We start from the raw sequence: 20,743 nt of genomic DNA, 5'->3' as shown, positions 1-20,743 counted from the left end.
ATTTTAGGCCCAGGCACTAAAACGCTGGCACGACGGTGTATTCGTGCACCTCACCCGTCACCGGGTGCGGAAAACTCAGCAGGCCCGAGTGCAGCAGCAGCCGGTCCGCCTGGGCCTGTACCTCGGGTGGCGCATACAGCGTGTCGCCCACCATGGGATGGCCAATGGCCTGCATGTGCACGCGCAGCTGGTGGGTGCGCCCGGTCACGGGCTCCAGCTCCACACGCGAGGTGTTGGCAGCGGCGTCTACTGCCGTGCAGCGCCAGCGCGTGAGGGCGCTTTGGCCCTCGGCGTGGTTGATGGTGCGCTTGGGCCGGTTGGGCCAGTCCACCAGCATGGGCAGGTCAATCTCGTGCCATTGTTCGTCCACAGTCAGGGTGCCGGTCACCACCGCCGTGTAGCGCTTGTCCACGCGGCGCTGTTCAAACGCCAGATTCAGCACACGCTGGGCCGGCAGGCCCCGTGCCAGCACCACCAGACCGGAGGTGTCGCGGTCCAGCCGGTGCACGATCAGGGCGTCGGGGTAGCGGGCCTGCACGCGGCGGCTCAAGCAGTCCGCCTTCTCCGGGCCACGGCCGGGCACGGTGAGCAGGCCCGAGGGTTTGTTGAGCACCACGACGGCATCGTCGGCATAGACCACCTCCAGCGGCAAGGTGGCGAAGTCTTCAGTGGGGAGCATCGTTTTGCGAGATAAGCCGCTGCACCGTTTCGCACAGCTCGTTGACATCATTGGGTTTGTAAATCAGGGCGTTGGCCCCTTCCTGCAGGGCGCGTTGTTCGATCTCGGGTGTGACATAGCCCGAGGCCAGTGCCACCGGCAGGTCCGGACGGATCGCTTTGGCCTGGCGCAGCAGGTCCACCCCACTGTAGCCTGGCATGTTGTAGTCGGTCACCAGCAAGTCGAAGGCCTGTGGCGCGGCCTGCAGCGCGGCCTCGGCCTCGTGCGGGTCGGTGAAGGTGGTCACGGCAAAGCCCTTGCGCGTGAGCACACGCGCCACCAGAAACACCAAGGCCTGGTCATCGTCCACATACATCACATGGCGGCCCCGGCCGCGCACCTCTTGGGCGGCTTCTGGCTCGACGGGCGCCACAGGCGCTTGCGTGGTCGCGGGAAAGTACAGCGTGAACACACTGCCTTGGCCCAGGGTGCTTTGCACATCAATGGCGCCCTGGTGGGTTTGCATGATGCCGTGCACCACCGACAGACCGAGTCCCGTGCCCTGGCCCACCTGGCGGGTGGTGAAAAAGGGCTCAAAAATACGCTGCATGGTCTCTTGCGACATACCACCGCCCGTGTCTCGCACGCGCAGCGTGACATAGCGGCCCGGCGCCAACCCGAAGCGGTCGCTGAACGGCAGGTTGATGTCGGCGCTGCTGAGTTCAATGGTGACGGACCCCTTGTTTTGCCCAATGGCCAGCAGCGCGTTGGTACAGAGGTTGAGCAAGGCCTGCTCAACTTGCGTGGCATCGGCCAGCACCGAATCGCACTGCTCGGGCACATCCATGCGCAGCTCTACCGCCGGGGGCAGAGCCACCTTCACCAGCCGTGCGGTCTCCTGCACCACTTCGGCCAGCTGGATGGGTGTGCGCTTGGGCGGCTCGTTGCGGCTGAAGGTCAGAATCTGGCGCACCAGGTCGCGTGCGCGGCGCCCGGCCTTGTCGATCTCGTAGAGGCTGGTCAGGGCTGGGGAGTCGGTGGGCGTGTCCTGTTTGGCCAAATCCACATTGCCCAAAATGGCGCTGAGGATGTTGTTGAAATCGTGCGCAATGCCGCCGGCCATGGTGCCCATGGCCTGCATTTTTTGCGATTCGCGCAGCTGGGTTTCCAGCGCGGTGCGCTGTGCTTCAGCCAGCTTCTTGGCGGTCAGGTCGCGCGCAAAAATGGTGGTGACTGCGCCGTGGGCACTTTGCTCGCCGCGCCGGTCCGCAGGGTCAGTGTCGGGCAGGCGCAGGGGCGCACGGGTGCGCAGCCGGCGTTCCAGTGAGACGCTGATCTCCACATAAATCTGCTTGCCTAGCAAGGTTGTGGCGGTGAATTCACCCAGCATGGCCTGTGCTGGCACATTGCCCGTGCTCAAGGCCAGCTCCACATCCGGCAAGAAATGGCCAAGCTGAGCACCAAAGGCCTGGTCGGCCGGGCATTCAAACAGGGCGGTGGCTGCGGGGTTGAAGACCGTGATGCACTGCTTTTCGTCAATGCACAGAATGGCATCGAGCGAGGAGTTGATGATGGCCGCCATGCGGTTTTCGCTGAGCAGCAGGTCTTCGTTGCGTTGGCGTAAAACGGCGGCGCTCTCCTGCAGCGCGTGGCGTTGCGTCAGCAGCGGGCCCTGGTCAATCACCGCGCAGATAAAGTGCGCCAGTTCGTCCAGTGGGTTTTCAATGCGCGCAATGTGCAGATCGCCCGTGAAGCTGCCGCGCGAGCCGGCCAAAAACGCCACCTCGCTGACCTCGCTGGTGCCTTCCTGTTTGGCGCTGGAAAACGCCACGGCTACCTCATCGGCATGTTCGGCATCCACAAAGGGCAGCAGGAAGTTGAGCGGCGCATCACTCTCCAGTGGCTGGAACAACCGCAGTGCCATGGCATTGCTGGCCAGCACCAGGCCCTCTTCGTCCACCACCATCAGGGCCAGGGGCACGTTGGAAAACAGCGTGGCAAAGCGCTCGGACGCGCCCTCTGCCTCTTGCTGCGAATAGCGCAGCGCCTTGTTCTGGATTTCCAGCTCGGCCTGGTACTTGCGCAGGTCCTCGATCATTTGCGACGGCGCATAGCCGTCGATGATCATGTGTTGCTTGGTGCGCCCCTCGCGTTCGGGCAAGCCCGTGCGTGCAGTCAGGCGAATTTTTTTGCGACGGGACAGTGCGGCCATTTACTGGCGCACAACGCTGTTACCGGGCGCAAAGCGCTGCGCCTGCAGCGGACTGTTGGCCGCAATGTAGGCGCGCAGTACCTCGGCATCTACAAAGCCGGTGTCCACATAGGTGGGGTGGGTGATCAGCTTGGGGTAGCCGTCACCGCCCACGGCCTGGAAGTTGTTCACGACCAGGCGGTAGGTCTTGCCGGGGGCCACGGTGGCCCCATGGATGCGTGCACTACTGACCACACCGCTGTTGATGACCAGTTCCACGCCCGCAAACTGGGGGAAGGCGCCGGCACCGGCCGACATCTTGGCCACGGTGTTCAGGTAGGCCAGCACCTCGGTGCCCGTGAAATCCACCGTGGCAATGGTGTTGCCGAAGGGCTGGACCTTGAGCACATCCTTGTAGGTCAGCGTGCCAGCGGGCAGCGAGTCGCGCACGCCACCCGCGTTGACCACCGCAAAGTCGGCCCGCGTACGGTCCATCATCGACAGGCCTACCAAGACGCCCATGGCGGCGGGCTGGGCGCGGATGATGCTGCGGTCTCCCTCGATGCGGGCATCGCTGCTGCCCACCGCCACGCCCAGCTTCTCCTGGCCCACGTTCTGGTACGGCGTGAGCAGGCTCAGCATGGTGGGGTCTTCGGCAATCTCGCTGGTGTAGAAGGCCTTGGCCGGTTTGCCATCGGCACCTGGCACCGTCTTCTTTAAATTGATGGGGATGAGCGCGTAGTGCACCAGCTTGAACTCGCCGTTGCGGTATTCAAAGTCGGCGCGGCCTACGTACTTGCCCCACTCGTGGGCTTGTACGATCCAGGTGCCGTTTTGCCGGTCGGGGGCGCAGGGCGTGCCGGGCACATAGGCTTCATCGCGCACGTTTTCGGCCTTCATGCACACGGGGTTTTGCGAGTGCCCACCCACCACCAGGTCAATGCCCTTCACGGCGCGGGCCATCTCTACATCGCCCTCAGCCTGGGTGCCGTGCTGGCCGTTCACATAGTGGCCCATGTGCGTGGCGGCAATCACGACGTCTGCTTTGGCGCGCAGTTCGGGCACCACCTGGTTTGCTTCGGCAATCACACTGCGAAATTCCACCCCCTTCACGTTGTCGGGGTGCACCATCTTGTAGGTGTCTTCGGTGGTCAGGCCCATCACACCTACGCGCACACCGCCCAAATTGAAGATTTTGTAGGGCGCAAACATGCGCTGGCCGTTGTCATAAATGTTGGCCGACAGCATGGGGAAGGTGGCCAGGTCGCGCTGCATCTTGAGCACCGCACGCGGCTTGTCAAATTCATGGTTGCCCACGGCCATGGCATCAAAGCGCAGCAGGTTCATGCCGCGGAAGTCGGGCACGGCGTCCTGCAGGTCGGACTCGGGCACGCCGGTGTTGATGTCGCCCCCACTGAGCAGCAGCACATGGCCGCCTTTGGCCGCTACTTCGGCACGCACCTGGTCCACCACCGTCTTCTGGGCAGAGAGGCCGTATTCGCCATCGCTGTTTTTCCAGAACCGGCCATGGTGGTCGTTGGTGTGCAAGATGGTGATGGCATAGGTGGTGTCCTTGGCCGGCGTGACACCGCCCAATGGAGCGCAGCCCGCTAGGGCTAGCGCTAGCGCGATCAAGAGGGTGGGGGTAGAGCGGAATGAAATCATGACTGCACCTCTAGTGGGGTTGCGCATTGCGTATCTTGTTTATATCAAACTCACTCACCGGCGCAGCTGCATTGCCCCAGCTGCTGCGCACAAAAGTGAGCACGGAGGCGATGTCGGTATCGGACAGGGTGAGCATGAACGGGGGCATGCCATGGGGCTGAGGGTTCTGCGCGGTGGCGGGGGCGAACCCGCCATGCAACACAGTCAGCACCAGGTTGTTGGTGGTCGCCATCTGTACTGCGCGGTTGCCTGCCAGCGCGGGGTAGGCGCCCGCTTTTCCTTCGCCCTGTTTGCCATGGCATTGCGAACATTGCTTGTCGTAAATGCGCGCACCAACGGTGGACACCAGCGAGCTGCTCGGCGCGGCCGCTGGTGCGGGAGGGGTGCTGGCGGGCGTCGGCCCCAGCGACGCCAGGTAGGCGGCCATGGCCGCAGCATCGTCTGGCAGCAAATACTGGGTGCTGTGGCGCACTACCTCGGCCATGGGACCGCCCACCGTGGCATGGCTGTTGGTGCCGGCAGTGAGCAGGGCTACCGTCTCTTCGCGGGACCAACCGGCCACCGATGCCTCGTCAGAGGCCGTGAGTGAGGGCGCATACCAGAGCTCACCGGGCAAAGTGGCGCCGGACAGGGATTTACGGGCTTCCACCGCACCCCAGGCATTGCGTGCGCCATGGCACTCGCTGCAGTGCGCCAGCCCTTGCACCAGGTAGGCCCCGCGCGCCATCTCGGGAGCGATGGTTGAAGAGGGCGGCGCGGCATCCGCGGGCGTGAAATACAGCGTGCGCCACACCCAGAGTGCGGCCTGGGTGCGGTAGGGCCAGCCTAGCGTGTGCGGTGTATTCGCGTTGGCTGCGGTTGGCAAGGACTGCAAGTAGGCCCACAGTGCATCAGCATCCTCCCGTGTGACATGGGTGTAGCTGGTGTACGGAAAGGCGGGGTACAGCAGGCGCCCGTCTTTCGACTGGCCGTGGTGCAGGGCCTGCCAGAAATCGTCTGCGCTCCAGCGACCCAGGCCCGCGGTGGGGTCCGGTGTGAGGTTGCTGGAGTACACGGTGCCAAACGGTGTGGCAATGCCTTTACCGCCGGCGTAGGGTTGGCCGCCGGTCGCGGTGTGGCACAGCGCGCAATTGCCTATGCGCGCCAAGTAGGCACCGCGTGCAATCTGGGTGGCGGTAGCCGGAGCGTCAGGCGAGTGGGATGCAGATTGCGTACTGTTCCGCGGTACAGACCACCAGACGGCCAGTGCCCCCAAGGCCAATACCAGGGCCAGTGTCCACGCAACTTTGGCAGGTGTTTTCATGGGTCAGGGTGTTGGGCCGCAGGTTGGCTGGGCGGGGCGGTTGGCTGCAGCGGCCGGCCGCGCGGTTGCAGGTTTGGCCGGCACCGGCACGGCCTGCGCAGCCAGCCATTGGGTTACCGCGTTCACATCGGTGGGGCTGAGCTTGCGGGCCACCTCGGCCATGCAGTCGGGCGCCCGGGCTTTGCGTTGGCCGGTTTGCCAGCCACCCAGCTGGGCATTCAGGTAGTCGCGCGGCAGGCCCAGCAAACCGGGCGTGGCGGGCAATACCCCCGTCAGCGCGGTTCCATGGCATTGCACGCAGGCGGGAATGCCCAGCGCGCGGTCGCCCTGCTGTGCCAACGCATTGCCACGCTGCAGCACTGCTGCGGGCGCCGTGGCGGCCGAGGGCGGCGGGTAGGGTACCTCCAGGCTGGCAAAGTAGTCGGCCATGTCGTGCAAGTACTCGGGCGAGAGCGGGGCGATCAGCCCGTTCATCAGCGCATAGTGGCGCCGCCCCTCCGTGAAGTTCATCAGCTGGTTGAACAGGTAACCCGCAGGCTTGCCTGCCAAGCGCGGGTAGTAGCCATCGGGGCCTGCCTTGCCCTGGTCGCCGTGGCAGGCCGTACAGGCCTGGGTGCGCTCGGCCATGGGGTGTTTGTCCTGCGCTTGGCCTGGCAGCGGGGCCAGGCCGGTCAGCAGTGCCAGGGCAACTGAAAGAGAGAAATAGAGGGACGTGAAGCGGCGTATCCAGGCGGGCATGCCGCAAGCTTACCCCAGGGGCGTATCTACTGCGGGTCCACCCACACCACCGGTTTGCCCTTGGCCAGCCAGGCATCGAACTGGGGGCCATACACGGCCTCAATGCGCGGGCGCTTGACTTTCAGCGTGGGCGTGACAAAGCCGTTCTCGGGTGTCCAGGCGGTGGTGACCACGGCCAGGCAGTCCAGTTTTTCGTGCGGGGACAGCTTGGCGTTGGTGGTTTGGAGGTGCAGCTGCAGCGACTCCGTAAGGGCCTGTCGGCCCTCGGTGGTCTGGCTCCGCGCGGCCGCGTCTTGCGACAGCATCACCACGGCCAGAGGTTGGGGGTAATTTGCACCCGTTACGGCGCAGGCCTCGATGTCGGGGTGCAGCACCAGCAGGTCTTCCAGAGGGGCTGGGGCGATGTACTTGCCCTTGCTGGTTTTGAACATGTCCTTCACGCGACCCGTGATGCTCAAAAAGCCTTGGGCGTCGATCTGGCCCTTGTCACCGGTGCGCAGCCAGCCATCGGCCGTGAACGCGGCGGCAGTTTGCGCTTCCTCGCGGTAGTAGCCCGTCATCAAGGCTGGGCAGCGCATCTGGATTTCGCCAGTCTCGGGGTCAATGCGGCTTTCCACACCCGCGTAAGGCAGGCCGACCGAACCTGTCTGGTGCGAGCCCGGAAGGGTGGAGTGCGACACACCGCTGTTTTCGGTCATGCCATACACCTCGATCAGGTCCAGCCCCAGGTTCCGGTACCACTGCAATACATCGGCGGGCATGGGCGCGGCGCCACCCGCGGCCAAGCGGCATTGGTCCAGCCCCAGGCCCTTCAGGATTTTCTTGCGCACCAAGCCACCGATCAGCGGGATGCGCAGCAGCTTTTGCAGCTTGGCCGCCGGCATCTTGCTGTGCACACCCTGCTGGAACTTGACCCACAACCGCGGCACCGAGAAAAAGATGGTGGGCCGGGCGCGCTGCAGGTCCTGCAAGAACGTGTCCAGCGACTCGGCAAAGAAGATGTGGCCCCCGTAGCGCAGCGAGGCCTGCTCCACCAGCATGCGCTCGGCCACGTGGGCCAGTGGCAGGTAGGAGATGTAGCGGTCGTTGCTGTCCATGCGCACGCGCGCCGTGGCACTGGAAACGCCCCATGCCATGGTGTTGAAGGTGTGCACGACACCCTTGGGCTGCCCAGTGGTGCCTGAGGTGTAGATGATGGTGCTGACCTGGTCCCCCGGCGCCGTGGGGTGACCTGCTAGTGGGGCGTTGGCCTTGACCAGATCGGCCCACTGCAATGCAGGCACCGTGGGAGCCAGGGGCAGGGCAATCAGTGGCATATCGGCGGGAACGCCAGTGCGCAGGTTGGCGGTGTCGTCCAGCTTGCCGATGAACAGGGCCTTGGCCTCGCTGTGCGCCAGGATGTAGGCCAGCGATTCGCCGTTGAAGGTGGGGTAGATGGGTACGGACACATGGCCGGCCATCACGATGGCCAGGTCCGCCAGGATCCAATGCGCGCTGTTCTTGCCGATGATGGCGACGCGGCTGCCCTGCGGCCAGCCCTGGGCCTGCAGCCAGGCCGCCATGCAGCGCACCTGCCAGGCCGCTTCGGCCCAGGTGATGTCCTGCACCACCCCGCCGCCCATGGGCTGCGACAGGTAAATCTGCGGACCCCGTTCCTTCTCCCAGCGGTACAGGCACTGCAATGGCAAGTCGCCGGGCGAGACGGTGATGACGTTCATGAAGGCTCCCTATGGTTAATCAGACATTCTTGGGGCGCCCTGCATGGCGGGCAATGGTGTTCACCCTAGGTGACGTGCTGCGGCGAACCCCGTGTTTTCATGGTGTCTTGGTCGGCCAGGCCATGGGCTGCTCCACCACCAAATCGCTGCGAGCCTGGGCCACGCAGGGCAGAAACCAGCCCTCGGCTTTCTCCTCCGTGCTTACGCCGGGCCAGTCAACTAGGTACGCCACTTCGCCCTTTATCAACCGGCACAGGCAGGTACGGCAGGTGCCGTTGCGGCACGAACTGACCAGCTCCACGCCCGCAGCCAGGCCGGCTTGCAACACGGTGTAACCGGGTGCCGTCGTGAACACCCAGCCATCCGGGACGATGCGGACCTGGAAGGACTCAGGAGGAACATTCAGCGGGGGCGTTGCGGGGTTGGAATCGGGCATCAAAATGCGGTGGAGAGAGGGTTTCTACGAATGCTGCGACAATCACGCTCTTTTTTTCAATTTTGCGTGAGTTTGCGTTTAGACATGTCCGATACGACTACTTTCAAGGTTCGCCCCGCCACACTGCGCGATGCCAAAGCCATCGCCGAGCTCCACAACTCCACCGTGCGCGAAGCTTTTAAGAGCATGCTGGCCGACACCCCGGTGCCCGCCGTTCCCCTGGAAAAGCGCCAGGCCTACTGGCGCGAGGCCATCGAGTACGCCGAGCCGCAGGTGCAAGTGGCCCTGGACGACGACAAGATCGTCGGCTTTGTGGGTTTCGACCGTTCGCGTGACAAGGGCACCCCCCCCACCATGGGCGAGATCTGGGCGATCTACGTGGTTTCCAGCCACTGGGACAAGGGCGTGGGTCTGGCCTTGTGGGATGCGGCCCGAGAAGGCCTGCAAGACGAAGGCTGCACCCACGTGAGCGTGTGGCTGCCGATTGCCAACGAGCGCGCCATGCGCTTTCATGAGCTTGCCGGTTTCAAGCGTGAAATGTCCAGCGCCAAAACGGTGCCTATTGGCACCGTGAAGATCGAAGAAATTCGCCTTAAGCGCCCCCTGGCCTGATGACCAAACTGGTCAACGCCTACTGCAGGCGTTTGACCACCACGCTGCCAATCGAATAGCCGGCGCCAAACGAGCAAATCACCCCCACCTCACCCGCCGCAATGTCGGCGTGGTGGCGGTGGAAGGCGATGATGGAGCCGGCCGACGCGGTGTTGGCAAACTCATCCAGAATCACCGGCGCATCGTCTGCCGTGGCCTCGCGGCCCAGCAGCTTTTTGGCAATCAGCTGGTTCATGCCCAGGTTGGCCTGGTGCAGCCAGAAGCGGCGCACGTTCTGCGGCGTCATTCCCAAAGTGTGAAGATGCTGTTCCATGTGCTCTGCGGCCATGGGGCACACTTCTTTGAACACCTTGCGGCCTTCTTGGCGGAACAGTTGGTCGCGGTCTTCGGGGTTGCGGTCTTCGGCGCGCCACATGAAACCGTGGTTGTTACGGATGTTGTTGCTGAAAGTGCTCAGCAGTTTGGTGCCCAGCACTTCAAACGCGCCATCCGGCGCTAGGTCCAGCCGCTCCACCAGAATGGCCGTGCATACATCGCCAAAGATAAAGTGGCAGTCCCGGTCTATCCAGGCCTGGTGGCCCGAGGTGATCTCGGGGCTCACCACCAGCACGGCGCGCGCCGTGCCGCATCGCACCGCGTTCACCGCCTGTTCCAGCGCAAAGGTGGCGGACGAGCACGCCACATTCATATCAAACCCGTAGCCCTGCACGCCCAGCGCGGTTTGAATCTCCACCGCAATGGCCGGGTAGGGGCGCTGCATATTGGCCGCAGCGCAGATCACACCATCCACATCAGCGGCCGTCTTGCCCGCAGTGGTCAAGGCATCGTGGCAGGCTTTCACGGCAATCTCGGCCATCAGCGAAATCTCGGTATCGGGGCGCGGCGTGAAGTGGGGGCGCATGCGCGTAGGGTCCAGCACGCCACTCTTCTCCATCACGTAGCGACGCTGGATGCCCGAGGCCTTTTCGATGAACTCCACGCTGGAGTCGGTCAGCGCACTGCGCGTACCGGTTGCAATGGCGTCTGCGTGTTCCGCGTTTTGCAGGGCGGCGTAGGCGTTGTAGCTGGCCACCAGCTCGGCGTTGGTGATGACCTCGGGCGGGGTGAACAGGCCTGTACTGCTGATGGCGACACGGTGCATGGTGAATGTCTGGTTCGGTTGGGGCGCAGCGGCTGCTGGCGCCGGGCGGATTATCCGCTGAAGTGGTGGCAGTCCCGGGCGTTACAGCGGGCCTGTGCAAGCCGGGTGCTTCACGCTACGCTGTGACCCTCTTTGCCCCATTCAGGAGACACGCATGACCCACTTTCGTGGCTGGGCCGCCTACAACAAGACCGCTCCGCTGGAGCGGCTGGACTTTGACCCCGGCCCCATGGACGCTGAGGACGTGGAGATTGCCGTGGAGTACTGCGGCGTCTGCCACTCCGACCTGGCCATGGTGGAGAGCGAGTGGTTCCCCACCAGCTATCCCGTGGTGCCGGGTCATGAGGTCGTGGGCACCATCGTGGCCGTGGGGCCAAACGCCAAGGGGCGCAGCGTGGGCCAGCGCGTGGGCCTGGGCTGGCACAGCAAGAGCTGCCTGCACTGCCAGTTTTGCGTGGGTGGCGAGCAAAACCTCTGCGCTACGCGCCAGCCCACCATCATCGGCCGCCACGGCGGCTTTGCCGACAAGGTGCGTGCGCACTGGAGCTGGGCCCTGCCCATCCCTGCGGGGCTGGACCCGGCCGCGGTCGGCCCGCTCATGTGCGGCGGCGGCACTGCGTTTTTGCCTTTTGTGATCCACGACATCAAGCCTACGGACAAAGTAGGGGTGGTCGGCATCGGCGGACTGGGCCACCTCGCCGTCAAGTTCGCCAAGGCCTGGGGCTGCGATATCACCGCCTTCACCTCCAGCCTGTCCAAGCGCGAAGAAGCGTTGGCGCTGGGTGCGCATCGCACGGTGTCCAGCGTGGATGTGAAGGAGCTCAAGGCCTTTGCCGGCCAGTTGGACTTTTTGCTGGTGACTGTGGGCGCAAGCCTGGAGTGGGATGCGCTCATCGGCACATTGGCGCCCAAGGGCCGCCTGCACATGGTGGGCGTGGTCACCGAGGCCATGAAGGTCCGCACCGGCGGCCTGCTGTCGTGGCAGCGCAGCATCTCGGCATCGCCCACGCCATCACCGGCCACCTTGGCAAAGATGATGGAGTTCTGCTCCCGCCACGGGATTGCGCCGCAGGTGGAGCACTTCCCCATGTCCAGGGTCAACGAGGCGTTGGACCACCTGCGCAGTGGCAAGGCACGCTACCGCGTGGTGCTGGACGCCGACTTTGTTTGAGGTTTGAATGAAATGGGCTTATAGCCCTCGTGGAGGTTGCGCTGAGGGCTATTGATTTAGTAGCATTGTTCGGCTGCGCTTGTTCATGGACCGGTATGGCCTCCCCTACCAGAATGACTTGCGACGCTGGTGGGCGTAGCATTGACTGATGACGAGCGGTCCCGTTCCATTGGAATCCATGTAGATAACCATGTGCCCCAAGTTGCAAAACCAGATCAGTTACGAAAGAAGAATCACCCTGTTTGGACTGATGCTACTGACGGGGGGGCTTGCTTCGCCGGTGCTAGGGGCTGACGAGAGAAAACTCACTGTCGTCACTGAGGAGTGGGCCCCGTACAACTTTCTCGAAGATGGTGTGCTCAAAGGATTTTCGGTCGAGGTGGTGCAGAACATCATTGAGCGACTGAATTTGAAGATCACGATTGAGATGTATCCGAGCATGCGGACCACGTTGATGCTCGGCAGCGTGCCCGGCACCATGATGATCACCATGCTGAGGACACCGGAACGGGAGGAGAAGTACAAATGGATTGGGCCCTTGGGGGATGGCGCCATCTATTTCTATAAGAAGAACGGCAACCCGCTGGAGATTTCAAGCTTGGAGGATGCCAAGAAAGTCAAGCTGATTGGATGCCGACATGCGGGACTTGTCTTCAACACCCTGAAGTCTTCCGGCTTTACGAACCTAGACCCCACCTCGACCGACAGCGAGTCGGTCTACAAAAAATTGTTGCTGGATCGGTGCGACTTGGCCATCAGTGATACGCATTTGGGCGTGAAGCATGTCTTGAAGAAGTTGGGTTTGCCAGCCAACGCACTGGTCCAGACCTCTGTCAAATTGGTGGGAGCACCTTTGTATATCGCGTGCAGCACAGACATCGCTGATCGCGACATTGCGCTTTGGCAAAAGGCGTTGGATGGATTGAAAGCGTCTGGCGTGTTTGCGGCCCTACAAAAGAAGTACAGCGAATGAACCTCTGGTGATGTGTGTGGCATTGGTTGGGCTTTAGCGTTGGGACGTCTTAAAAGCAGGCACTGAACACGGAAAATTTGTATGTCTGCGTGCTCCGATGCTATGCTGGCGCGACCCTATAGCAGCCACACAGCCACAGTCAGGGAGTGTTTTGATGGACGCACTGGATTTCACCGAGAAGCCCACCATACTGGTGGTGGACGACACGCCCGACAACCTGTCTCTGATGGCCGGGCTACTCAAGGACCACTACCGGGTGGTGCTGGCCAACCATGGTGAGAGGGCACTCAAGCTGGCGCGTGCCGAAGACGCCCCCGACCTCATTCTGCTGGACATCATGATGCCCGGTTTGTCCGGCTATGACGTCTGCAAAATTCTCAAGGACGATCCTGCCACGCAGCACATCCCCATCATTTTTCTGACCGCCATGACGGCGGCCGAGGAAGAGAAAAAGGGGCTGGAAATGGGTGCAGTGGACTTCATTACCAAGCCTGTGAATCCGCCCATCATGCTGGCACGTGTGTCAACGCAGTTGCAGGTCAAGGTGGCTGCAGATTTTCTGCGGGACAAGAATGACTACCTGGAAACCGAAGTGCAGCGCCGCGGGCGCGAGCTGGCCGCCATTCAGGACGTCACCATTCTCGCCATGGCCTCTTTGGCGGAAACCCGGGACAACGACACTGGCAACCACATTCGCCGCACGCAGTACTACATGCGCCTGCTGTCCAACCAGTTGCGTACGCACCCCCGGTTTTTCCGGTTTCTCGATGAACGCACCATCGACATCCTGTTCAAGTCTGCGCCCCTGCACGATATTGGCAAGGTTGGCATTCCAGATCGGATTCTGCTCAAGCCCGGCCGGTTCGAACCCCATGAGTTCGAGATCATGAAGACGCACTGCAAGCTGGGGCGCGATGCGATTCAGCACGCAGAAGACCAACTGGGTTTGGAAGTCGAATTCCTGCACTATGCCAAAGAGATTGCCTATAGCCACCAGGAAAAATGGGATGGCAGCGGCTACCCCGAAGGCCTGGCAGGTGATGCCATTCCCATTTCGGCGCGGTTGATGGCCGTGGCCGATGTCTACGATGCTCTGATCAGTCGGCGTGTCTACAAAGAGAGCATGCCGCACGAAAAAGCGGTTGCCATCATTGCCGAGGGACGGGGCCAGCACTTCGATCCCGACATCGTCGACGCCTTCCTGGCACTCACCGAAGCGTTCCGCGCCGTAGCGCTGGAGTTTGCCGACAGTGACGAGACCATGGCGGAGAAGGCCAAGAGTCTGAAGGTAATTACAGGCTGACCGGCCGTGAAGCGGCTTCCCGGCTATCTGGCGCAGAACGCGCATGCCGCCTGGGCGTTCGTAGCCAGCGTGGCACTGGTTTTTGCCACTGGCATTTTCTGGTTTGATGTAGAGATACGCACCCAGCAACGCCAGGGCTTGTTGCAAACCGAGGCGCAGCGCAGTGGACTGGAACTCATGTCCACCACCCTGAACGGCAACCTCATGGGCTCGGTCACGCTGCTGGGCCTGTTGGATGGAGACATCAAACGGGAGGCTTCCAACGGGCTGGCAGCGGAAGATTCCAATGTCCCCGGCACCATGTCCATCGTGGGCAATGCCTTTGGCGCGGAGGGAGTATTTGTGGTCGGAATGGACGGTATCGTCAAATCGTCCTGGGACCGCATCAACAAGCCCTCTACGGGGCTGGATGTACGTTTTCGCCCGTATTTCCAGATGGCGATGCGTGGGCAATCCAGTGTGTACGCCGCGGTGAGCATGGCGCGCGGTGACCGCTCCCTGTACTTCTCTGCGCCTATTTTCCCCGAGCACGCACATTCCACCGTTGGCATCGGCGCCTCTGTGGCACGCACGTCGCTGGACCGCGTGGATACCCTATTGCAGAGCAAGTACGACATAGCCCTGTTGCTGTCACCTCAGGGCGTGGTATTTGCGGGCAACCGGAGTGATTGGACCGGCCGGCTGGCGGGTGCGGCGACAGACGAGCGCCTGCAGGCCATCCGGGAGCTCAAGCAGTTTGGCGCGATGTTTGAAAACCAGATGCCATTGGCCTTGCCGCTGGTGCCTGCGCAGGGTGTGCAGAAGCTGGCCCAGCATTCCTATGCGGTGGCGCTGGCGCCGGTGCACTGGAACGACCCCGCCGGCGACTGGAGCCTGCTTGTCGCGGAAGACCTGGACCGTACAGTCCCCACGAGTGCCTCTGCGGGGCGCGCTATGGTCGGCGCTTTGCTGGTTTTGCTGCTGGGCTGGATGTGGCTGCGCCTGCTACGCGTGCGCCATGCCCAGGAGCTGGCGTCGGCGCAGTTGCAGGTGTATGCCAGGGAGCAAGAGCTGCAGGCCCGCTATAGAACGCAGCTGGGGGTCTTGTCGTTGCGCTTGCAGCACTGCGAAGAATGGTCCAGCTTTGCCACCACGTTTTTCCAATGTGCGCGAGAGATGGCGGGGGTGTTGCAGGGCACTTTGTATGTCGTGCAGGGCGAGGAAGCCGCCCAAGTGCTGGTGCTGGCCGGCAGTGCGGCCTGCGCCCAGCCGCCATCCTCCTTGTTGAATCTTGGCGAAGGGCTGCTGGGCCAAGCTGCTCTGGGGCGCAGTACTCGCACGATTGAGACACCACCGGACGGCATCTGGACCTTGCGCTCCGGTCTGGGCGGCACGCGCCTGGCTGCTCTGGTGCTCGCGCCGCTGGTCATGCAAGACACCTTGATTGGCGTGGTGGAGCTGGGCTTGCTGGCTGTCCCGGACGCGCAGCACCAGCAGCAGCTCGATGAGCTGCTCGCCCTGTTGGCCAATCACCTGGAAATACACCGCAGGACGTTTCAGCTCCAGGTTGCGTCCACATTACAAGAATTCGTTGAGGTCCCGGTATGAATTATTTTTCCCGTGCGTTGGAGCAATGGCGCCTTTCCCGAAAACTCGCAGCGGGTTTTATTCTGTTGATGCTATTTGCGATTGGTGTGGGGCTGATTAGCCTGCAGGCGCAGCGAAGCCTGATCGACCAAATCAAACAGCTCAACGACAAGGAGTTGTTGGGTGTGTCTGCGGCGCGGGCGGCGCAGGTCCAGTACACGGTGATCGGGCGAGAAATGCGCCAGGCATTGCTGGCTGGATCTGGCCCCGAGCGCGTCATCGCGTTGAAACTGATCAGTGAAGCCGAGTTCAATCTGAATAACAGCATTGGCGAACTGCGCGGCACGCTCCACCAGGACGTCAACAAGCGACGTCTACAAACCTTTGAGTCGGAGCTGGTCACCTACAAGGCGCATCGGGAAAAAGTACTGGAGTTGATGCGCGCGGGGCAGGATGAAGCCGCTCGCGTTTATCTGGCATCCGCCGACTTCCGCGCCCCCGGCGTCGCTGCCAACGCAGCAATCACAGAGCTGGTAGAAGCCAAGGAGGCTCAGGCCCGTACTGGCGTAGACAAAGCCATTGCCCAGGCTGCCCACATGGTGCGCATTGCACTCATGCTGCTGATCTTCGGTACGCTGCTCAGTGCACTGATTGCGCTGCTGGTGGCTCGCTCGATTCGCAACCCGATTTCCAATATTCGTAACGCGGTGCAAAAACTTGCCGACGGTGATCTTGCCACCGAGGTCCCCTGTGCGAACTACGACAACGAGATCGGAGACGTTGCCCGCTCGGTCCAAGTGTTGCAACAAGGTGCTGCAGCTATGGACAGCATGAGCTGGGTCAAAGGCAATTTGGCAGAAATATCCAATGCGCTGCAAACCGTGGACAACTTTGCAGAGCTTTCACAGGTGCTCTTCACCCGCTTGGGGCCGTTGCTGCACATTGGCCACGGTGCTTTTTATATCCATGAAGAGCAGGAGCATCGCCTGCGCCTGCTGGGGGGGTACGCCCTGCGCGAGCGCAAGGAACTTAGCCAGTACTTCGCCATGGGCCAGGGACTGGTCGGGCAGTGTGCGATGGAGCGTGCACCCATTGTGCTGACCCAGCCACCGCCTGACTACGTGCGCATTGGCTCCAGCCTGGGAGAGGCGGCACCCGTCGTCATCGTGGTTCTACCGGTGTTGCGCAATGAGCGGCTGCTGGGCGTGGTGGAGATTGCGACGTTCGATCCGCTATCGAAGCGGGAGGAGTCACTATTGGAGGGGGTCATGCCCACGCTGGCCATGAACCTCGAAATTCTGGAACGTAGCGTACGGACCAACAAGCTGCTGACAGAGACCCAGCGTCAGGCACGTGCTATGCAGGAGCAGGCCGCCACACTGGAAGAGCAAGCGGTGGAGCTTGAAGCGCAGAAGGACTCCATTGCCGCCACCGAGGCCTGGTACCGCGGCATCATCGAATCCGCGCCCGATGGGCTGATAGTGACCGACGAACACGGCACCATCATCATGGTCAACCCGCGCATGCAGGACCTCTTTGGTTATGCGGAACATGAACTCGTGGGCCAGCCTGTGGAACTACTGGTGCCGCAAGCGGTACGCGACAGGCACCCCACGCTGCGTCAGGGGTTTCTGCATGTCGGTCGTGCCCGCAATATGGGAAGTGCCGACGGCAGTCTCCGGGGGGTGCGCAAAGATGGCAGCGAATTCCCGGTCGAGGTCGGCTTGTCGCGCCTGCCTGCCATCGGCGGCCGTGGCATCTGTGTGTGTGCGTCGGTACGCGATGTGACCGAGCGCAACCGTGTGGAGCAGGAAGTCCGCAACAGCCAGCGCCAGATCCGCACGCTGGTGGACAGCATCGGGTCCATCATCACCCTGAAGGACCGCCAAGGCCGCTACCAGCTGTTGAACGCCACGTATGCCAGGTACATGGGTATCAGCGAGAAAGATGTCGTGGGGAAGAGCGCCTACGACATGCTGCCCCAGGAAGTGGCAGACAGAATCGCAGAGGTTGAAAACCGGGTACTGGAGACCGGGGAGGCCATTACCTACGAGGAGACCATACCCACCGCCAATGGGTCAGAGCTGCGCGCGTTCATGACCACCAAGACGCCGCTGGTCAACGAGGCGGGTGAGATTTACGGTATCTGTGGCATTGCTACCGATATCACCGAGCACAAGAAGGCCCAAGAGGCTATGCGCGTCGCCAATGCCGAGCAGACCGCCATGTTCGAGGCGACCACGCTGGGCATTGCCTTCATCAAGGACCGGGTGATTGTGCGCAGCAACAGCAAGTTGGACGTGCTGTTTGGTGCCCGCGATGGTGCCCAGATCGGTCAATCCACGCGTCACTGGTACGCATCGGAAGACGAATATGTTCTGGGAGGAAACGCTGTCTACGAGCAGCTTGCGCGTGGCGAGATGCATCAGCGTGAGCAGGAGCTGGTGCGTACTGACGGAACACGCTTTTGGTGCCTGCTCAGCGGCGCGGCTATTGATTCCAATGACCTGGATCGGGGCACGGTGTGGATGCTGCAGGACATCACCGAGCGAAAGCGCATGGAGGCGGAAATCCAGCGTACCAACTTCCTGGCTGACATCGCTCTGGAATTGACCGGCAGTGGCTACTGGTACGTGGACTACAGCGATCCAGATCACTACTACCAGTCCGAGCGTGCGGCACGCATTTTGGGAGAACCTGTCAAACCCGATGGCCGATATAACCTCGACAGCGAATGGTTTGGACGCCTGCAGGACGCTAACCTGGAAACCGCCAATGCAACGGCAGATCGTTACCAGGGCGCGCTAGACGGCAAGTACGACAAGTACGATTCTGTCTACGCGTACAAGCGCCCGGTGGACGGCGAAATCGTTTGGGTTCACGCGGGCGGAAAGTTGGTGCGTGACGAATCGACCGGCAAGGTGCTGTTCATGTACGGGGCCTACCAGGACATCACGCAGCAAAAGAAAACGGAGGTAGAAATTCTGCTGGCGCGCGAGCAAGCCATGGAGGCCACCAAGGCCAAGAGCGATTTCCTGGCCAATATGAGCCACGAAATCCGCACCCCCATGAACGCCATCATTGGTATGAGCCATCTGGCGCTGCAGACCAGCCTGGACAAGAAGCAGCGCAATTACATCGAGAAGGTGCACCGCTCCGGAGAGAACCTGTTGGGCATCATCAACGACATCCTCGACTTCTCAAAGATCGAGGCCGGCAAGATGTCCATGGAGAACATCGCTTTCCGGTTGGAAGACGTGATGGACAACCTGGCCAATCTGGTGGGCATGAAGGCCGAGGACAAGGGGTTGGAGCTACTGTTCAACGCGGCAGCGGATGTGCCCACGGCGCTGCAGGGCGATCCTTTGCGCTTGGGTCAGGTCCTGATCAATTTGGGCAACAACGCGGTCAAGTTCACCGATACCGGTGAAATTGTGATCGGCATTGAGAAGGTGGCAGAAGACACCAATGGCATAGAACTGCATTTTCGGGTACAGGATTCGGGCATCGGCATGACGCCGGAGCAGTGCGGCAAGATGTTCCAGTCCTTCAGCCAGGCGGACGCCTCCACCACCCGCAAGTACGGCGGCACGGGTCTGGGATTGGCTATTTCCAAAAATCTGGTCGAGATGATGCAAGGCCGCATCTGGGTGGAAAGCGAGCCCGGCAAGGGGTCGGTCTTCCATTTCACCGCGCGTTTTGGAATACAGGAAGTGCCGCAGCCCCGGCGCATGTTCCGTGCCGATGAGCTATTGGGTGTGCGTGTTCTCGTCGTTGACGACAACGCTGCGGCGCTCGAAATTCTGTCCTCCATGGCCCGCTCCTTTGGTTTGGAAGTGGATGCTGTGCGCACGGGCCAGGAGGCACTGCGCATGGTGGGAGAGGCTGATCAGAAGAAGCTGCCCTACGACCTGGTGCTCATGGATTGGAAGATGCCGGTCATGGATGGCGTGCAAACCATTCAACAACTGCAAGCTGAAAAATTGACGCAGATGCCCATGGTCATCATGGTCACTGCCTATGGTCGCGAGGAGGCCATGGGCTCGGCCGAGTTGCGGGGGGTATGCCTGCATTCCGTGCTGACCAAACCCGTGACGGCTTCGACCCTGCTGGAGGCCGTAGGGGAAGCCCTTGGAAAGGGGGGGCTGGTGGAAACCCGGGCCACTGCCAAGTCCGATATCCATTCCGATGCCGTGGCGCAATTGGCCGGCGCACGCCTTCTGCTGGTGGAAGACAACGACATGAACCAGGAGCTGGCCATGGAGTTGCTGCGCAGCGCGCAGATCGACGTGGTGATCGCCAACCATGGGCAGGAAGCGCTGGACATTTTGTGCACTGACACCGCATTTGACGGTGTGCTGATGGACTGCCAGATGCCGGTCATGGATGGCTATACCGCTACGCGTGAGATCCGCAAGAACCCAGCGTTCCAGAACCTGCCCATCATCGCCATGACCGCCAACGCCATGGCGGGGGACAAGGACAAGGTGCTGGAGGCTGGCATGTGGGACCACATTGCCAAGCCCCTGAACGTGGAGGCCATGTTCAACACCATTGCGCGCTGGGTACATCCTCGCAGTGGGCCGGAGGGTGCAGCACGCGAGGCCCCGGCATCGCAGGCCCCTACCAGCAGCGCGGTGGCGACCGGAGGGCTACCACCCTTGCCCGGTATTGACGTGGCTGCAGGGCTGGCGACCACCATGCAAAACGCCAAGCTGTATGCGCGCCTGTTGGTGAAGTTTCGGGACAGCCAGGGGCCTTTCGCCCAGCTGTTTGAAGCGGCCTGCCAGGATGCGGATTCCACCGCCCCGGCACGCGCGGCGCACACCCTGAAGGGAACGGCGGGGAATATTGGTGCCCACGATGTTCAGGCTGCGGCGGCAGCCCTGGAGAAAGCCTGCCATGAAGGCGCTGGCGAAGCCATTCGGCGTGCCCTGCTGGACGCTGTGGTGCGTACGCTGGAACCTGTCATTGCGGGGCTGCACCAGTTGGAAGACGGCGCAGTCCCTCTGGCCGCACCGGTGGTCTCTGTGGCGGATCTGTTCGATGAAATTCAACCCGAGCTGCACAAACTGGAGAGGCTGCTGGCGCGCAGCGACGGCGAGGCCGCAGATGTGCTGGAGCAGCTTCAACACCGGGCCGAAGGAACGGCGCTTGCCCAGGAGTTGGCCGCAGTGGAGAAAGCCCTGAACGTTTTCGACTTCGATGACGCCCTGATACCGTTGCGACGGATGCTCGCTGCGCTGCAAAACCAATCTACGGAGTAAC

14 protein-coding genes are annotated in these 20,743 nt (G+C 62.1%); 6 read left to right on the top strand and 8 right to left on the bottom strand.

What is annotated here, in order from left to right; translation table 11 throughout:
- Positions 1 to 16 precede the first annotated feature (16 nt).
- The 7 genes from AC1DZ5_RS19255 to AC1DZ5_RS19225 all read right to left on the bottom strand — a co-directional run bounded on the left by AC1DZ5_RS19255 (position 17) and on the right by AC1DZ5_RS19225 (position 8,709).
- Positions 17 to 679, bottom strand: a complete 663-nt coding sequence (locus tag AC1DZ5_RS19255) for an RluA family pseudouridine synthase (RefSeq protein ID WP_477892035.1) — start codon at positions 677 to 679, stop codon at positions 17 to 19.
- Positions 666 to 2,786 carry an ATP-binding protein gene (locus AC1DZ5_RS19250; RefSeq protein ID WP_477892079.1) on the bottom strand — a complete coding sequence of 707 codons (2,121 nt, stop codon included), beginning with the start codon at positions 2,784 to 2,786 and terminating at the stop codon, positions 666 to 668. Before AC1DZ5_RS19250 ends, AC1DZ5_RS19255 begins: the two co-directional genes overlap by 14 nt.
- 84 nt (positions 2,787 to 2,870) lie before the next feature.
- Positions 2,871 to 4,514: a bifunctional UDP-sugar hydrolase/5'-nucleotidase UshA gene (gene ushA / locus AC1DZ5_RS19245; RefSeq protein ID WP_477892033.1), complete on the bottom strand. Its 1,644-nt coding sequence runs from the start codon at positions 4,512 to 4,514 to the stop codon at positions 2,871 to 2,873.
- A gap of 10 nt (positions 4,515 to 4,524) precedes the next feature.
- Positions 4,525 to 5,817: a c-type cytochrome gene (locus tag AC1DZ5_RS19240; RefSeq protein WP_477892031.1), complete on the bottom strand. Its 1,293-nt coding sequence runs from the start codon at positions 5,815 to 5,817 to the stop codon at positions 4,525 to 4,527.
- Between the two features lie 3 nt (positions 5,818 to 5,820).
- Complete coding sequence (locus AC1DZ5_RS19235) at positions 5,821 to 6,555, bottom strand: c-type cytochrome (protein ID WP_477892028.1); 735 nt, start codon at positions 6,553 to 6,555, stop codon at positions 5,821 to 5,823.
- Between the two features lie 26 nt (positions 6,556 to 6,581).
- Complete coding sequence (locus tag AC1DZ5_RS19230; RefSeq protein ID WP_477892026.1) at positions 6,582 to 8,273, bottom strand: AMP-binding protein; 1,692 nt, start codon at positions 8,271 to 8,273, stop codon at positions 6,582 to 6,584.
- Positions 8,274 to 8,370: 97 nt separating this feature from the next.
- Complete coding sequence (locus tag AC1DZ5_RS19225) at positions 8,371 to 8,709, bottom strand: 2Fe-2S iron-sulfur cluster-binding protein (RefSeq protein ID WP_477892024.1); 339 nt, start codon at positions 8,707 to 8,709, stop codon at positions 8,371 to 8,373.
- A gap of 84 nt (positions 8,710 to 8,793) precedes the next feature.
- Here AC1DZ5_RS19225 and AC1DZ5_RS19220 point away from each other — a divergent pair, with 84 nt between their 5' ends.
- Positions 8,794 to 9,321 carry an N-acetyltransferase family protein gene (locus AC1DZ5_RS19220; protein WP_477892022.1) on the top strand — a complete coding sequence of 176 codons (528 nt, stop codon included), beginning with the start codon at positions 8,794 to 8,796 and terminating at the stop codon, positions 9,319 to 9,321.
- A gap of 19 nt (positions 9,322 to 9,340) precedes the next feature.
- On the opposite strand, the gene AC1DZ5_RS19215 is transcribed toward AC1DZ5_RS19220, so the two are convergent.
- Positions 9,341 to 10,462, bottom strand: a complete 1,122-nt coding sequence (locus AC1DZ5_RS19215) for a beta-ketoacyl-ACP synthase III (protein ID WP_477892020.1) — start codon at positions 10,460 to 10,462, stop codon at positions 9,341 to 9,343.
- A gap of 154 nt (positions 10,463 to 10,616) precedes the next feature.
- Between AC1DZ5_RS19215 and ahr the strand changes: the two genes are divergently transcribed.
- The 5 genes from ahr (at position 10,617) to AC1DZ5_RS19190 (ending at position 20,742) form a co-directional block, all read left to right on the top strand.
- Complete coding sequence (gene ahr / locus AC1DZ5_RS19210) at positions 10,617 to 11,633, top strand: NADPH-dependent aldehyde reductase Ahr (protein WP_477892018.1); 1,017 nt, start codon at positions 10,617 to 10,619, stop codon at positions 11,631 to 11,633.
- Between the two features lie 202 nt (positions 11,634 to 11,835).
- Positions 11,836 to 12,606, top strand: a complete 771-nt coding sequence (locus AC1DZ5_RS19205) for a substrate-binding periplasmic protein (protein WP_477892016.1) — start codon at positions 11,836 to 11,838, stop codon at positions 12,604 to 12,606.
- A gap of 154 nt (positions 12,607 to 12,760) precedes the next feature.
- On the top strand, positions 12,761 to 13,909 hold the full coding sequence (locus AC1DZ5_RS19200; RefSeq protein WP_477892014.1) for a response regulator: 1,149 nt from the start codon (positions 12,761 to 12,763) through the stop codon (positions 13,907 to 13,909).
- 6 nt (positions 13,910 to 13,915) lie between these two features.
- A complete protein-coding gene (locus tag AC1DZ5_RS19195; protein ID WP_477892012.1) occupies positions 13,916 to 15,496 on the top strand; it encodes a PDC sensor domain-containing protein in 1,581 nt (526 codons plus the stop codon).
- Complete coding sequence (locus AC1DZ5_RS19190; protein ID WP_477892010.1) at positions 15,493 to 20,742, top strand: PAS domain S-box protein; 5,250 nt, start codon at positions 15,493 to 15,495, stop codon at positions 20,740 to 20,742. The genes AC1DZ5_RS19195 and AC1DZ5_RS19190 overlap by 4 nt, the downstream gene beginning before the upstream one ends.
- Position 20,743 lies beyond the last annotated feature (1 nt).

Source organism: Rhodoferax sp. P1_F3 (genome assembly GCF_056405715.1).
The sequence above is the reverse complement of the archived record's forward strand: the minus strand, read 5'-3'. Positions and strand labels throughout refer to the sequence as shown.

Excerpts from the sequence above, each read along its gene's own strand:
- AC1DZ5_RS19255 (WP_477892035.1), bottom strand. The coding sequence starts at position 679 with ATGCTCCCCACTGAAGACTTCGCCACCTTGCCGCTGGAGGTGGTCTAT.
- AC1DZ5_RS19250 (WP_477892079.1), bottom strand. The coding sequence starts at position 2,786 with ATGATCATCGACGGCTATGCGCCGTCGCAAATGATCGAGGACCTGCGC.
- ushA (WP_477892033.1), bottom strand. The coding sequence starts at position 4,514 with ATGATTTCATTCCGCTCTACCCCCACCCTCTTGATCGCGCTAGCGCTA.
- AC1DZ5_RS19240 (WP_477892031.1), bottom strand. The coding sequence starts at position 5,817 with ATGAAAACACCTGCCAAAGTTGCGTGGACACTGGCCCTGGTATTGGCC.
- AC1DZ5_RS19235 (WP_477892028.1), bottom strand. The coding sequence starts at position 6,555 with ATGCCCGCCTGGATACGCCGCTTCACGTCCCTCTATTTCTCTCTTTCA.
- AC1DZ5_RS19230 (WP_477892026.1), bottom strand. The coding sequence starts at position 8,273 with ATGAACGTCATCACCGTCTCGCCCGGCGACTTGCCATTGCAGTGCCTG.
- AC1DZ5_RS19225 (WP_477892024.1), bottom strand. The coding sequence starts at position 8,709 with ATGCCCGATTCCAACCCCGCAACGCCCCCGCTGAATGTTCCTCCTGAG.
- AC1DZ5_RS19220 (WP_477892022.1), top strand. The coding sequence starts at position 8,794 with ATGTCCGATACGACTACTTTCAAGGTTCGCCCCGCCACACTGCGCGAT.
- AC1DZ5_RS19215 (WP_477892020.1), bottom strand. The coding sequence starts at position 10,462 with ATGCACCGTGTCGCCATCAGCAGTACAGGCCTGTTCACCCCGCCCGAG.
- ahr (WP_477892018.1), top strand. The coding sequence starts at position 10,617 with ATGACCCACTTTCGTGGCTGGGCCGCCTACAACAAGACCGCTCCGCTG.
- AC1DZ5_RS19200 (WP_477892014.1), top strand. The coding sequence starts at position 12,761 with ATGGACGCACTGGATTTCACCGAGAAGCCCACCATACTGGTGGTGGAC.
- AC1DZ5_RS19190 (WP_477892010.1), top strand. The coding sequence starts at position 15,493 with ATGAATTATTTTTCCCGTGCGTTGGAGCAATGGCGCCTTTCCCGAAAA.